We start from the raw sequence: 13,254 nt of genomic DNA on the forward strand, positions 1-13,254 counted from the left end.
ACAGGAGTCTGGACTTGACTGTTATTCGACAATATATCATGTATAACAAGTTTACTATCATATTTAAATGCATAGAATTTTCCAATTTTAAAATTTTCAGAATCAATACCAAGTGCAAGACAAAACTTTTTGAAATTTGCTGAAAAGTTAGTTTTAGTTGGCACAAATAAATCATGATCTTCCCACTTTTTTGGTTTGTTTTCCTCATCTACATTATTGCATCCATCAAGAAGATATAATTCATATTTAACTATGTCATTTAAAATCATTGGATATTTTTCCTTGTTACGAGTGTAGCGTTTACTATTTAATTCCTCATAAGACTTACTTGCTTGACTCATCACTTCTTTTACGTCTTTCGTATCTATATTTTCAATTATTGATTGTAACTCACGTCCCCAATTGCTATACATTAAATCACTCATTTCTATTTTTTAAATAATTATATCTTAAGAATTGTGAATATATAGAGAGAACATAGGTTCTTGATTTGTTATAATTATTTGTATTAAGTAATTTCGTTATAAAGTGGATTGAACAATATATTGCAAGTCTTTTTATTACAGATAATTACCGTAATAAAGGTATAGGAAGGTTTTTTATTGGAAAGATTAAAAAGCGATTATAATGTACTTAATTTACATGTAAATGAGAAGAATGAAGGAGCCATTCGTTTTTATACAAAACATCAATTTGAAATACGATCTAAGGAATTTGAAGTAGAAACTCAAGAATATGAATATTTTATGAAATGGGATAGTAATTGAAATTACAAAAGTACCAATAAGTAATTTTATGTAAAAAGATAACAAATAATATACTCTATTAAGTCTTACAACTTGAGAGAGCTTTTTGTATATATTAAGCATTTATGCTACTAGTTGATATTAGATGTAAAGTATTTATAGTAGTAATATATCGTTTTATCTAGCTGTACGAAAAATCAATTACAAAAAACCCCATCAACAACCGATAAGCAGAACTCGTCAAGAGATGTCAGATAAGATAGTTTTAGTACTCTGTAATTTTAGGTATAAGGTATATTATAACCGTTTTAGCCTATCCATCCATCGCCCACTCATTCTATTCTAGCTTATCCACCCGACGCAATTTTCTGACTCATTCCAGCTTTGCGTATCCACCTATCGCCTTTACATACACACTTCATCTTTAAAATCTAAAATTTCCTTATGCTTATTCATTAACTATTCCTCCATACTCTTCTCATCGTTCTTTTAATTCACACACTCCCTTTTCCCTCGTCACTCAGTCATGGCAGTTTGTAATTTTTGTTCAATTAAGTCGATATGTGTACTGATCAAATTCCGTTGTTCATTCAAGAATTCTAGGTGTGCGCGTAACACGCTTGGGACATCTATTTGGTTTTGATAAAGCATGTCTGTGTTTTTTCGGATTTCTTTTAATGGCATATTCAAATTGCTTAAGCACTGGATAAATTTAATCATTTCGATATCGTCGTCTGTGTATAAACGCTTGTTATTGCTATCTCTGTCGATGTGTTTTAAGATACTCTTTTTCTCGTAATAACGCAGTTTGCTTTTAGGTATATTGCAATAATCTGAGACATATTCAATGTAATATTGTTTCATGTAAGCATATCCTTTCTCTTAAACCAAGGTTTAACTGATATTGTATTCTATATAAACATGAATGAGGAGGAAAGACAATGAAAAAGGCTTTAATTGTTGTAACAAACATTGCGAAATACGATAATTTAGAAAGACCTACAGGTGCGTGGTTCTCAGAGGTTACGCACTTTGCGAAAGATTTCTATGACGCAGGTTATGATGTTGATTTTGTAAGTCCGAATGGTGGGTATGTGCCTCTTGATCCTATCAGTCTTAGCCCTGAAATGATGGGAGCCGAGGACTGGGAATACTACACGGATCATGATTATATGAATAAATTTGGACAAACATTATCTCCAAAAGAGGTTAATCCTAGCGACTATCAAGCCATTTACTTTGCAGGTGGACATGGTGCGATTTGGGATTTAAGAAATAACAAAGAACTAAACGACATTGCGCTAAGTATTTACAATAACCAAGGCGTTCTCTCTTCTGTATGTCATGGTGCGGCTGGTCTACTCGATATTAAAGAAAATGGCGATTATCTCGTTCGTCATAAAGATGTGACTGGTTTTACAAATAGTGAAGAACAAGCAAATGGTACAACTGAATACATGCCATATTTATTAGAAGACGAATTTATTAGTAACGGTGCACATTTTAAAAAAGAGGCTGACTGGAGTAATTTTGCAGTCGTAGATGGTCGCATTGTCACAGGTCAAAATCCCCAATCAGGACATGCAGTTGCTGAAAATGCTTTAAAAATCTTAGCTAATCAATAATTTTATAAAGGAGCGATACACATGAAATCATTAATTATCGGTGCTAATGGTGGCGTCGGTCAACATCTCGTACGTAAACTGAAAGCAAGAGATGTTGATTTTACTGCCGGTGTTAGGAAAGAAGAACAAGTTGAAGCTTTAAAAGCAGATGGTATCGATGCAACTTACATTGATGTCGCAAAACAATCTATTGATGAATTAATAGAATTATTTAAATCGTATGATCAAATCCTTTTTTCCGTCGGTTCTGGTGGGAGCACAGGTGACGATCAAACAATCATTGTAGATTTAGACGGTGCAGTGAAAGCAATTAAAGCAAGTGAACAGATCGATCATCAACACTTTATTATGGTATCAACGTACGACTCACGCCGAGAAGCGTTTGATGCGTCAGGCGACTTGAAACCATACACCATTGCTAAACATTATGCGGATGACTACTTAAGACATGCAAATTTAAAATATACCATCGTGCATCCAGGCGCTTTAACAAACGAACATGAAACGCAACAATTCAATATGAGTGCGCAATTTGAAAATGTACAAAATCCGTCTATTACAAGAGAAGATGTAGCAGAAGTGCTTGTTTCTGTATTAACTGATGAAGTATTACAAGGTCACGAATTCCAAATCATCAATGGTGATTTGTCATTATTAGACGCAACGACTAAATATCTGGAGGAATAATAAATGAATAATCAACAAGTTGTACTTGCAAAACGACCACAAAGTATCCCTCAAGACGATGTATTTAGATTTGAAACAATAGAAACTCGAGAACCACATGCAGGTGAGGTTCAAGTAGAATCCATTTATGTATCTGTAGATCCTTACATGAGAGGCAGAATGAATGATACAAAAAGTTATGTTCAACCTTTCCAAGTGAATGAGCCATTACAAGGTCATATTGTTGGAAAAGTCACACAATCGAACGATGAACGTCTATCTGTCGGAGATTATGTCACAGGCATATTACCATGGAAAAAGATAAATACAGTGAATGGAGACGATGTGACCCCTGTGCCATCAAAAGATGTACCATTACATTTATATTTGAGTGTTTTAGGCATGCCGGGAATGACAGCCTATACAGGGTTGCTTCAAATTGGTCAGCCACAATCTGGCGAGACGGTTGTTGTGTCAGCTGCATCAGGTGCAGTAGGCTCTGTCGTAGGACAAATTGCTAAGATTAAAGGCGCAAAAGTTGTCGGTATTGCTGGTGGTAAGCAGAAAACAACATATTTAACAGATGAATTAGGATTTGATGCGGCCATTGACTATAAACAAGATGATTTCGCACAGCAACTCGAAGCGGCTGTACCAGATGGTATTGATGTGTATTTTGAAAATGTTGGCGGCGCAATTTCTGATGAAGTGTTTAAATACTTAAATCGATTTGCACGCGTTCCGGTATGTGGTGCAATTTCAGCATATAATAATGAAAAAGACGATATTGGACCACGTATCCAAGGAACGTTGATTAAAAATCAAGCATTGATGCAAGGTTTTGTAGTAGCACAATTCGCTGATCATTTTAAAGAAGCAAGCGAACAACTCGCACAATGGGTGTCTGAAGGTAAAATTAAATTTGAAGTGACGATAGATGAAGGTTTTGACAATTTACCTTCTGCATTTAGAAAGTTATTCACAGGAGAGAATTTTGGTAAACAAGTTGTCAAAGTCGCTGAAGAATAGAGAAGACTATGAAAAATATCATCGTAAGATTCATATTTAGTTTACTGTTTTATAAAAGTGGTGTTTCACACTTTAAAAATAAAGATATGTTTTTAAAAATCGTGCCGTCCTATTTACCTTTCAAACACGCAATAGTTAAGTGTTCGGGCATATTAGAATTTATAATTGTTTTTTATGTACTCGGTGCTAAAAATAGATCACGCGTAAGAAAAGTAGTACAAGGATTCCTTTGGCTCGTATTTCCTGCAAATATTTACGCTGCACGTAAGAACATCTCTTATAAAGATGAAAGAGATAGAACAGATAGTGTTAAGCAGCATGTCATTCGTTTACCATTACAATTTGTCATGGTCGCACTTGCGAAACTATTATAAGACTTATCATAGCCACGCCTGGAACATTACTTTTGTTCCAGGCGATTTTTTAATATTTACACTTAAAATCGACGTATATCAAATGATTCTCTTGACAACGCTTATGTGCTCTTTGTTTAAATAAGCTCATATCAGACATTTACTTTTCAATTTTTCTATAGTGATAAGCTTCTAAATTAAGAAAAGCATAAGTTAATTTGCGTGTATGAGTATAAGAATAAATAAAATAATTATATTTTCATATAATTATTATGTGGCATTGTACCATTAATGTAATAATGTGGCCTGTAAGACAAATATGAGGAGGGTTCTATAAGGTGCTTCTTATTATTGAAATTGTTAAAAAAACAAAATGCAATGAACTGACAAATTAAAATCGCTTTAAGTCGTATTCTCAAAGAATCTATAAATCACTCGTATATACACAGCCCCTTACTATCAGTTAAAGTGTCACTTTTCGGTTCTAATATTTATTATTCATAAGATATGCAATATATGATACAATTCATTCAAATGTATATTTGAATGAGGTGCTCTATGGTTCAGACTATTATAACTGCGGCAATACTTTATATTGCAACTGCGGTAGATTTATTAGTGATTTTATTAATATTTTTTGCTAGAGCAAAGACTAGAAAAGAATATAGGGATATTTATATAGGTCAATATCTAGGATCGATGATCCTCATATTAGTCAGTTTATTTTTAGCTTTTGTGTTAAATTATGTTCCAGAGAAATGGATATTAGGTTTATTAGGTTTGATCCCCATCTACTTAGGTATAAAAGTTGCTATTTATGATGATTGTGAAGGTGAAAAAAGAGCAAAAAAAGAATTAAACGAAAAAGGTTTGTCCAAATTAGTAGGGACTGTTTCTTTAGTGACAATTGCAAGTTGTGGTGCAGATAATATTGGTTTATTTGTCCCTTATTTTGTAGCATTGGATATTATTGAATTACTGACTACCTTAATTGTATTTTTAGTTTTAATTTTCTTTTTAGTATTCACAGCACAAAAACTAGCTAGAATTCCTGGTGTGGGTGAAATTGTTGAGAAATTCAGTCGTTGGATTATGGCTGTTATTTACATAGCATTGGGCTTATTTATTATTATTGAAAATGAAACCATACAAACGATATTAGGATTTATATTATAAATTAAGGTGTGACTTAATATGAGTAACAATAAAATTTGTGACGTCATTTGTGTTCATGAGGAAAAAGTGAATTATGCTTTAAGATTTTTAAATGAAGAAAAAACTCAACGACTTATCAATACATTATTAAAGATAAGTGATGAAAATAAGCTGAAAATTATATTAGCTCTAATTAAAGAGAAAGAATTATGTGTTTGTGACTTATCTATAACATTAGGTTTAAGTATAGCTTCAACATCGTATCATTTGAGAGCCCTTTATAAAAGAGACGTGCTGAATTTTTACAAGGATGGGAAAATGGTATACTATTATATCAAAGATATAGAAATGAAATCATTATTAATAAAAAGTATGACTTAAATATAAAGAAACGCTCACATTAAACGAGCGTTTCTTTGAATTCTTGTATTCTTTTTCCAATTTCATCTCTAACACGTTAGAATTCTGACCATTCTTTTCTTGATGGCTCATCATAGCCCCAGTAATCTTTTTTTGACGTTAGGTGATATGATGATCTCTGGTGCGGCGGACTGCGCTTTATTGCTTTGCCATAATAATATCTTGAACACGTCTCACGGTGTTCAGGATTAATGTTTATTTACTTTAATTTTAAAATAATAAATATCTCCTTTAGAAAAATCAAATGATTATTATCTAACATCCTCTAAATTTTTATTATAATCATAATTTTAAAAAATTTTCAATAAGCTCTGAATCTGAGATTCTAAATTAATATATATATAATATAATAGAAACTTCAATATTTCGTTTAGAGTATATAAAAAATGACGATTAATGAAATTCCTCCAATTAGAAAAGACAATAGCGATACAAATGAATTAAAATGTATACAATGAGAAAAAACAAAAATTAATTTAGTAAAACTAATAGACAATTATAGATACTTGATTACCTTAGTGCTAAATTATCATATATTATACTAATGTATTTCAATAAATACTTTATGATAAATTTGAAAAGTTACAATAATTATCATTGTAATTGAAATGACAATGATATACGGTGTATAACTATTTTCTCCTTGTAATCCTACAAGTGGTGTTGTAATAGCACCAATTAAATATTGCATTAAACCTACTAAGCTAGAAGCACTTCCGATACCTCTCGTTTGACCTTCTATTGCTATTGCGTATCCTAAAGTACCTATACCGGCGACTGGTCCAACTATAAGAATAAATGATGGTAATAAAATCCATAAAGTAAGGTGATTGGTTAACGCAATTATCGTAATAACTGTCCCTACTAATTGGATAGCTGAATATATACGAAAGAGTGTATGTTGATTCATGTGTTCAACGAGACGCCCTGTTATTTGGGCAGTGAAAATTAATCCTAGACCCGTCAAAGCAAAAATGTAGCTATATTGTTGGGCACTGAGACCGTATATATTTTGCATAATAAACGGAGAAGCTGCCATATATCCAAAGAACATAGCAAATGTAAAACCTTGAATAATCATTGGAATGACAAATGATTGACGTGTTAATAATAATTTAAAATCTTCAGCTATAATTTTAAAATGAGCCTGTCTACGATTTTGAGGAGGTAAAGTTTCATTGATTTTTAAATGTGTACCTATAAGCATTAAACTACTAAGTAATGCTAAAATCCAGAAAAGTATACGGAAATTTAAAAAATTTAAAATTATACCACCAAACATTGGTGCTAACACTGGTGCTGCTCCATTGACAAGCATTAACATTGCTAAAAACTGCGTGAGCTCTTTCCCTTTATATAAATCTGTGGCAATAGCTCTTGATAAGACGATACCAGCTCCACCAGCAAATCCTTGTATGAAACGAAATATAAGAACGATTGTAATATGCGGTGCAATTGCAATAATGATTGAAGATAAAATATAAACAATTAAACTAAATATTAAAGGATTTTTTCGACCAAACGTATCAGATAGTGTTCCAATAGTAATATTACCAAAAGCCAGGCCAATCATAAAAAATGTAAGTGTCATTTGAACTTGAGCAGTACTTGTATTTAGCATAGATTTAACTTCAGGCAATGCTGGTAGATACATATCAATTGATAGTGGACCAAACGCAGCCAGACCAGCCATAATTAGAATAAATAAAGGGGATATATTTTTTTCTTCATTATAAATTTCCTTTCTGGTTCTATTTTAAGAATTTGTCAATAAAAGAACACGAAAGTCAAAATAAAGACTTTCGTGTTCTTTTAAAGATTACTACTTTTTAGAGTCTAAAATTTTAATCATATATTCTGTTGTAACAACTTGTCCCATAAATGGAAATGTTTGTTCAATTGAAAATTGATGTAATGATGCTTCAGGTGCAGACATCATGTCAGAAACAAAATATTGATTATATGCATTTTGATAAGCATCACGCGCAGTAGTGTCAACACCCATATGTGTAGAAATGCCACCAATGACGATATTTTGAATACCTCGACGTCGTAGTTGTAAATCTAAGTCTGTGCCAAAAAAGCCACTAAATCCTCGTTTACTTACAACATAATCCGTTGATTTTACCCCAAGTTCATCAACTATTTCAGCAAAATCAGGATTCGGACTACCTCCTGGCAAGGATTTCATCGCATTAGGCTTTAGAGCATCTTTACCGTCAATAAAATCAACCCTAATAAATGCTATAAAACCTTCATTCTTTCTAAATAATTCCACCATTTTTGCAGCATTATTTAATACTGTTGAGACACTATGCGGAGCTGTTTCAGCAGTATTCGCAATACCTTTTTGTAAGTCAACTAAAACTAAAGCTGTATTCTTGAAATCCATTTTTATCTTCCTTTCGTTATCAAAGTTTTGAGGACTGAATACCTCGAACAAAAATTTTCAAAATACGATCTACAAATTGTTTGGAGGGAATCTTTTTAACATAATGTTGATACTCAAATACATCTGCTGAAAAAGAATTCAGTAAAATATCAGCATGAAAATCAGGATCATTGACAATATCCATTTTTGTTATACATGACATAACTTCTGATTTAAGTTTTACATAGAAGGGTGTCTGCATAAGTACACGATTTTTTTTGTCTGAACGTTCAATTTCTTTAATTAAACTTACATTTTTCTCCATAATTTCAATAAGAGATAAAAATATAAAACGAAGTAATTCTTGCTGATCAGTTTGAATTTTCTTTTTATAATCAATCTGATTAAACATGTGTTCAATTTCTTGACTCAACAGTGCAGAACAAATATCGGACTTATTGGAAAAGTGACGATATAATGTTCCTTTACCAATTTGAGCGGCTTCCGCTATTTTTTTCATACTTATCGAATCTACACCATACATATTGAAAAGTTCATTAGCTGTTTTTATAATAAGCTTTTCATTTTTAATAGCATCACTTCGCTTTGACATATAAACCTCACCTTCAAATTATTTGTTTCATACATATTTAATAAAACCATTATAAGTGAGACGGGTCTCCGTTTCAAGCGTTTAATCTAAAAAATATTTATTCTAATATACTTTTAAAAAAGTGGGTTTTAAAGATAGTGGGTGAATCAATTACTATTCTTTAATTTACTTTGATATTAGTATCATCTATTAAAACAAATCAATTTTTGCTAAGTTATAATTACTAGCTTTATTCATTTCTTCTAATACAATACTTTTAGTAAGAAGTAAAATTACGAAAACGATTACAAAAGCGATAAAATATGGCTCTCTGTCAAATTGGACTGATGGCCTCAATTATAGAGATTAAGCAACGAAACATTGCTTAATCTCTTTTTTGGTCTATATGCGTAAAGTTTAGAACACAAAATTATGCGATTGCGCAGGTGATTGTAATTTCTATAACCATAAGATACCCGTTTAATTAATTTAATTTTATTGTTAATGCCTTCAATTGGACCGTTGGTCAGATTAGTATAAGTGAGGGTGTTTTTGATGAAATCAGTGTACTTGCGTAAAGTCCCTACAACTGGCTTAAATTTTTTATGAGTCAGTGATAAGTCAATCATAGATAAAGTTGTCACTAATGCCGAGAAGTCATTCGTTTTAATACAGGTGCGTAGTTGATTTACATAGTGGTAAGTACGTTCTAATGTTGAGTTTAAAGCTAAAATATGCTTGACGACACCTTTTTCGGTCTTCCATTCTTTAAACAATCTCATTTTTTTATATTCAAAGGATTCTAAGTTTTCCGTAGGTTTTAAGACCAGTTTCCAATAACGTTTACACTTATTGTAATCTGGGCGATGTGCGTTTTTTAGGTCATTCATGGCACTGACACGTGCCATATTAAGCGCACGATGAATAGATTGTACAATATGGAAGCGATCAATAATAATATGTGCATTAGGAAACATATTACGAATCAAATTTATATAAGGTGGATACATATCAATCGTAATGGTTTTTACTTTTTGACGTTCTTTTAAAGGAAACCGATTAAAATATCGTTTTAACGAAAATAAACGGTGATCTTCTACGATATCTACAATAGGATGCGTCAACGCATCGGCGTAAATAAAATTCATACTCCCTGATACATTTTTAACTCTTTTAAATTCATCCATCATAAGGTGTTCGGGCGAGGATTGATTAAGGCGTTTGATGTATTTGATTCGCAATCATATCAATGTATCTAGAGACCGTGGTAGGTGATACAGATGTATCACGGGCGATGGTTTTCTCTGAACGGACTTCTGTGGCTTTATCGACAATCGCTAGCTTGGTCGAGTTAGCAATATAGCAGTACATATCAACAACATTTGTTTTAGCAGTAAAGTGAGACTCACAACATTTACAATAAAAGCGTTGCTTCGCTAATACTAAATAAACTGGTCTTTCATTCATTTTATTAAGCGTAATGCATGATTGTTTCTTGCCATTTTTAACGATTGAATAATCCTTATTTTTATACCCACATAATGCCCACCTTGGAGGTGTATAGGATAGTTCACCGTAAAAGAATAAACAGGTCATTCCTTTATAGACTTTTTCATCTAATGTGTCTTCAAATTTAATATTTTTATCTTTAATTCTAAGTATTTTTGATATACAATCAGTCATAGGCGCAATATCTCTCCTCATTGTTGGTTTAAGGCACTTACAATTATAGAGATATTTGCGCCATTTTTATATTCTTAAAGACATAAAAAAATTGAACTGATTTTCATCAGTCCAATTAAGTATAGAACCTAAAAATATGTATATTAATTGATAAAGCGATGATATTATGTTAAACAATCAGCAGTTATTAACAAAGTTAAAGGGGATTATGAATTCGGAGATTTAGAACTTCAAGATATACAAAGTGAGTAAGTTATTGTTAAAGTGGTAGTTTTATATATTTATCACTCTGACGAAGCAATGAGAATTGGTGATGTAGAATTTTCTTTTCCAGCACTATTAGGACATGAAGGAGCAGGAATTATCGAAAAGGTAGGTGAGCAAGCTACAAATTTTAAAGTTGGAGATCAAGTTTTAATGGCTTACAATACTTGGGGAGAATGTGAAAACTGCAATTCAGAGAATCCTTCTTCTTGTATAAATTGGACTACATTAAATATGAGTGGGGCTAGAATAGACGGATCATACACATTCAAAAAGCAAGATGGAACAGCAGTATCTAATTTCTTTACGTAAAGCTCTTTTTCTACACATACAATTACAAATTATAGAAACTTAGTTAAAATAGATAATGATATTGATTTAAGATTAGTTGTCCCTTTAGGATGTGGATTCTTAACTGGAGCTTGAACAATTGTAAATGGCTTAAAACCTAAAGTTGGAGATAGTATAGTTGTATTTGGTACTGGTGCGGTAAGTTCAGCAGCATTAATGTTAGCAAAAGCACAAGGCTGTACAAAAGTTATTGCTGTAGAGATTCATGGTCGCAGATTAAGTACTGCAAAGGAATTAGGTGCCACGCATGTGATTAATATTTCTAATGAAGATTTAATTGAAGAAGTAAATAAAATAACTAATGGCAAAGGGGTGAGTTTTTCTGTTGACAAAATAGGAGTTTCAACTGTTATGTAGTCTGCTATAGATGTTCTTGGTACGCAAGGAGTAATGGCCTCTATAGCTGTAACACAAAATAAATTAGAAATGAATAGCTTTACAGATTTAGTACTCCAAAATAAGTCCATTAAGGTGTATTGATGAGTGATGCGATTGCTCAATTTGAAATATCTCAATTAATTGAATTATATAAGCAAGGACAATTTGATTTTAATAAATTAGTTAAATTTTATGACTTCGAATATATTAACCAAGCAATTTTAGATTCAAATTCTGGAAAAGTTATTAAACCGGTATTATTAATATCTATATCCAAAGTAATTCCAACTTTTTAAATTCAATACTTAGATTCTCAATTTTATATGTGATTTCTAAATAAAAAGCATTTAAAGATTACAAAAAAGAGCAGAACAGATAGCTAATTACTAGTTATCCGTTCTGCTCTTATATATATCTTTACCTCTTATGAGCCCAACTTTATATGAACTTACTTTCGTATATTTTCGTAGTTAATTTACATGGAATTTAAAGATTGTTTATGTTCTATATGTCTTTTCAACAGCCTTTATTGTTAATCAAGTATATAAGATTAAAACAAGCATTTTTAATCTCATAACTACAATTAACACAGCTCAAATAATAATTTCATTTCTTATAAATTGCTAACATGAATAAGTAGTAGTAGAAATATAAAATTAAATATTAAAGAGCTGAATTGCATTACCTCTTAAAATACCGTCAATTGTGTCTGGATCAATATCACTGTTTTTAATATAGTCTACACCACGTGTATATTTCTCATCTTGGAAGTAAGGGAAGTCTGACCCCATCATGAGCTTATCCTTACCGAATGTATCAATGGTATTGATTAAAGAAGGTTCATGGAAATTAGCAGTATCATACCAAAATTGACGATTTAATACTTCATATGGATCAATGTTAAAGGCGTTCCAGTCTTCGTAATTGTCTTTAATACGAGTCATGAAGAATGGTAAAGCACCACCTAAATGTGAAATATGGAATTTGATATTTGGATATTTTTGTGGAATCTCGTTTTTAATTAATTGTAACGTAATGAATGTAGATTCTAATGGTGCGCCAATCACCCATTCTAATTGATAGTCGTTCACGAGTGGACTTTGGGCACCACAACCAGTTGGATGAATATAAAGTGTTGCATTTAATTCGTTCATAGCTTCGAAGAAAGGTTCGAATTGTTTGTCGGCAACTGACACTTTATCTTTCACAATAGTTGGAATCGCAATACCTACAAAGGCATCTTTTTTAAGTAGTTCTTGCGCTTCTTTAATAGCTTGATCGACATATGGAAGAGATACTGCACCATATGCTAAGAAACGGTCTGGATATTGTTGAATCAATGATTCATATAAATCGTTAATCTCTTGTGCACTTTGATGTGCTTCTTCTTTTGTACCCCATTGTGGTGATTGTGGTGTGGCAGAGATGATTTGCATATCAACGCCAGCATCGTCCATCATTTTAAAGCGCTTGTCTAGATCTTCTTTAGAGGCAGATTGATTAATTCCTTTAGCAACCTCTGTACCTTGACTACCTAATTTGCCTAATTTCTCTAAATAGTCTTCGCTCCATAAATGTGCATGTGTATCAATCGCTTTTGCATTTGACATATGATTGTTCT

General features: G+C 32.0%; 15 protein-coding genes and 3 pseudogenes. 10 read left to right on the forward strand and 8 right to left on the reverse strand.

Annotated features, from left to right (window positions below):
- Positions 1–425, reverse strand: a pseudogene (locus JVV30_RS12110) (hypothetical protein); the annotation flags it as partial.
- A gap of 177 nt (positions 426–602) precedes the next feature.
- Between JVV30_RS12110 and JVV30_RS12115 the strand changes: the two are divergent.
- The gene (locus JVV30_RS12115; protein WP_002434151.1) at positions 603–767 is read left to right on the forward strand and encodes a GNAT family protein; all 165 of its coding nucleotides are present in this window, start codon (positions 603–605) and stop codon (positions 765–767) included.
- Positions 768–1,262: 495 nt separating this feature from the next.
- On the opposite strand, the gene JVV30_RS12120 is transcribed toward JVV30_RS12115, so the two are convergent.
- A complete protein-coding gene (locus JVV30_RS12120) occupies positions 1,263–1,610 on the reverse strand; it encodes a MerR family transcriptional regulator (protein ID WP_002434548.1) in 348 nt (115 codons plus the stop codon).
- Between the two features lie 77 nt (positions 1,611–1,687).
- Between JVV30_RS12120 and JVV30_RS12125 the strand changes: the two genes are divergently transcribed.
- The 6 genes from JVV30_RS12125 to JVV30_RS12150 all read left to right on the forward strand — a co-directional run bounded on the left by JVV30_RS12125 (position 1,688) and on the right by JVV30_RS12150 (position 5,955).
- Positions 1,688–2,371, forward strand: coding sequence for a type 1 glutamine amidotransferase domain-containing protein (locus tag JVV30_RS12125; RefSeq protein WP_002434046.1), 684 nt, complete (start codon positions 1,688–1,690; stop codon positions 2,369–2,371).
- 21 nt (positions 2,372–2,392) lie between these two features.
- Positions 2,393–3,058, forward strand: a complete 666-nt coding sequence (locus JVV30_RS12130) for an SDR family oxidoreductase (RefSeq protein ID WP_002434095.1) — start codon at positions 2,393–2,395, stop codon at positions 3,056–3,058.
- A 3-nt stretch (positions 3,059–3,061) separates the two neighbouring features.
- On the forward strand, positions 3,062–4,066 hold the full coding sequence (locus tag JVV30_RS12135) for an NADP-dependent oxidoreductase (protein WP_002434486.1): 1,005 nt from the start codon (positions 3,062–3,064) through the stop codon (positions 4,064–4,066).
- Between the two features lie 8 nt (positions 4,067–4,074).
- A complete protein-coding gene (locus tag JVV30_RS12140; protein ID WP_002434567.1) occupies positions 4,075–4,440 on the forward strand; it encodes a DoxX family protein in 366 nt (121 codons plus the stop codon).
- Between the two features lie 537 nt (positions 4,441–4,977).
- A complete protein-coding gene (locus JVV30_RS12145) occupies positions 4,978–5,595 on the forward strand; it encodes a CadD family cadmium resistance transporter (protein WP_002434082.1) in 618 nt (205 codons plus the stop codon).
- 18 nt (positions 5,596–5,613) lie between these two features.
- The gene (locus tag JVV30_RS12150) at positions 5,614–5,955 is read left to right on the forward strand and encodes an ArsR/SmtB family transcription factor (RefSeq protein WP_031919605.1); all 342 of its coding nucleotides are present in this window, start codon (positions 5,614–5,616) and stop codon (positions 5,953–5,955) included.
- 19 nt (positions 5,956–5,974) lie between these two features.
- Here the strand turns inward: JVV30_RS12150 and JVV30_RS13495 are convergent.
- The 5 genes and pseudogenes from JVV30_RS13495 to JVV30_RS12170 form a co-directional block, all read right to left on the reverse strand.
- Positions 5,975–6,088, reverse strand: a pseudogene (locus tag JVV30_RS13495) (arsenate reductase (thioredoxin)); the annotation flags it as partial.
- Between the two features lie 447 nt (positions 6,089–6,535).
- A complete protein-coding gene (locus tag JVV30_RS12155; protein ID WP_343283867.1) occupies positions 6,536–7,732 on the reverse strand; it encodes a putative multidrug effflux MFS transporter TcaB in 1,197 nt (398 codons plus the stop codon).
- Positions 7,733–7,816: 84 nt separating this feature from the next.
- Positions 7,817–8,386: an isochorismatase family protein gene (locus JVV30_RS12160; RefSeq protein WP_031919607.1), complete on the reverse strand. Its 570-nt coding sequence runs from the start codon at positions 8,384–8,386 to the stop codon at positions 7,817–7,819.
- Positions 8,387–8,405: 19 nt separating this feature from the next.
- Entirely contained in the window at positions 8,406–8,978 is a 573-nt protein-coding gene (locus tag JVV30_RS12165) for a TetR/AcrR family transcriptional regulator (protein WP_076690068.1), read from the reverse strand.
- Between the two features lie 345 nt (positions 8,979–9,323).
- Positions 9,324–10,640 (reverse strand): annotated as a pseudogene (locus JVV30_RS12170) (ISL3 family transposase).
- Positions 10,641–10,940: 300 nt separating this feature from the next.
- On the opposite strand from JVV30_RS12170, the gene JVV30_RS13320 reads away from it, so the two are divergent.
- The 3 genes from JVV30_RS13320 (at position 10,941) to JVV30_RS13330 (ending at position 11,929) form a co-directional block, all read left to right on the forward strand.
- Positions 10,941–11,216 carry an alcohol dehydrogenase catalytic domain-containing protein gene (locus JVV30_RS13320; RefSeq protein ID WP_239469379.1) on the forward strand — a complete coding sequence of 92 codons (276 nt, stop codon included), beginning with the start codon at positions 10,941–10,943 and terminating at the stop codon, positions 11,214–11,216.
- Between the two features lie 195 nt (positions 11,217–11,411).
- Positions 11,412–11,612, forward strand: a complete 201-nt coding sequence (locus JVV30_RS13325; RefSeq protein WP_107366725.1) for a zinc-binding dehydrogenase — start codon at positions 11,412–11,414, stop codon at positions 11,610–11,612.
- Between the two features lie 122 nt (positions 11,613–11,734).
- Positions 11,735–11,929 (forward strand): hypothetical protein, encoded by a 195-nt coding sequence (locus tag JVV30_RS13330; protein WP_223197198.1) that lies wholly within the window; start codon positions 11,735–11,737, stop codon positions 11,927–11,929.
- A gap of 360 nt (positions 11,930–12,289) precedes the next feature.
- Here JVV30_RS13330 and JVV30_RS12180 read toward each other — a convergent pair whose 3' ends face one another.
- Entirely contained in the window at positions 12,290–13,243 is a 954-nt protein-coding gene (locus JVV30_RS12180; RefSeq protein WP_053016934.1) for an amidohydrolase family protein, read from the reverse strand.
- Between the last annotated feature and the right edge of the window lie 11 nt (positions 13,244–13,254).

Source organism: Staphylococcus sp. GDY8P47P (genome assembly GCF_016892225.1).
Lineage (GTDB): Bacteria > Bacillota > Bacilli > Staphylococcales > Staphylococcaceae > Staphylococcus > Staphylococcus borealis.

What these genes read in the sequence shown, in the direction of transcription:
- JVV30_RS12120 (WP_002434548.1), bottom strand. Translation starts at nt 1,610, where the DNA reads ATGAAACAATATTACATTGAATATGTCTCAGATTATTGCAATATACCT.
- JVV30_RS12125 (WP_002434046.1), top strand. Translation starts at nt 1,688, where the DNA reads ATGAAAAAGGCTTTAATTGTTGTAACAAACATTGCGAAATACGATAAT.
- JVV30_RS12130 (WP_002434095.1), top strand. Translation starts at nt 2,393, where the DNA reads ATGAAATCATTAATTATCGGTGCTAATGGTGGCGTCGGTCAACATCTC.
- JVV30_RS12135 (WP_002434486.1), top strand. Translation starts at nt 3,062, where the DNA reads ATGAATAATCAACAAGTTGTACTTGCAAAACGACCACAAAGTATCCCT.
- JVV30_RS12140 (WP_002434567.1), top strand. Translation starts at nt 4,075, where the DNA reads ATGAAAAATATCATCGTAAGATTCATATTTAGTTTACTGTTTTATAAA.
- JVV30_RS12145 (WP_002434082.1), top strand. Translation starts at nt 4,978, where the DNA reads ATGGTTCAGACTATTATAACTGCGGCAATACTTTATATTGCAACTGCG.
- JVV30_RS12150 (WP_031919605.1), top strand. Translation starts at nt 5,614, where the DNA reads ATGAGTAACAATAAAATTTGTGACGTCATTTGTGTTCATGAGGAAAAA.
- JVV30_RS12160 (WP_031919607.1), bottom strand. Translation starts at nt 8,386, where the DNA reads ATGGATTTCAAGAATACAGCTTTAGTTTTAGTTGACTTACAAAAAGGT.
- JVV30_RS12165 (WP_076690068.1), bottom strand. Translation starts at nt 8,978, where the DNA reads ATGTCAAAGCGAAGTGATGCTATTAAAAATGAAAAGCTTATTATAAAA.
- JVV30_RS13320 (WP_239469379.1), top strand. Translation starts at nt 10,941, where the DNA reads ATGAGAATTGGTGATGTAGAATTTTCTTTTCCAGCACTATTAGGACAT.
- JVV30_RS13325 (WP_107366725.1), top strand. Translation starts at nt 11,412, where the DNA reads ATGTTAGCAAAAGCACAAGGCTGTACAAAAGTTATTGCTGTAGAGATT.
- JVV30_RS13330 (WP_223197198.1), top strand. Translation starts at nt 11,735, where the DNA reads ATGAGTGATGCGATTGCTCAATTTGAAATATCTCAATTAATTGAATTA.
- JVV30_RS12180 (WP_053016934.1), bottom strand. Translation starts at nt 13,243, where the DNA reads ATGTCAAATGCAAAAGCGATTGATACACATGCACATTTATGGAGCGAA.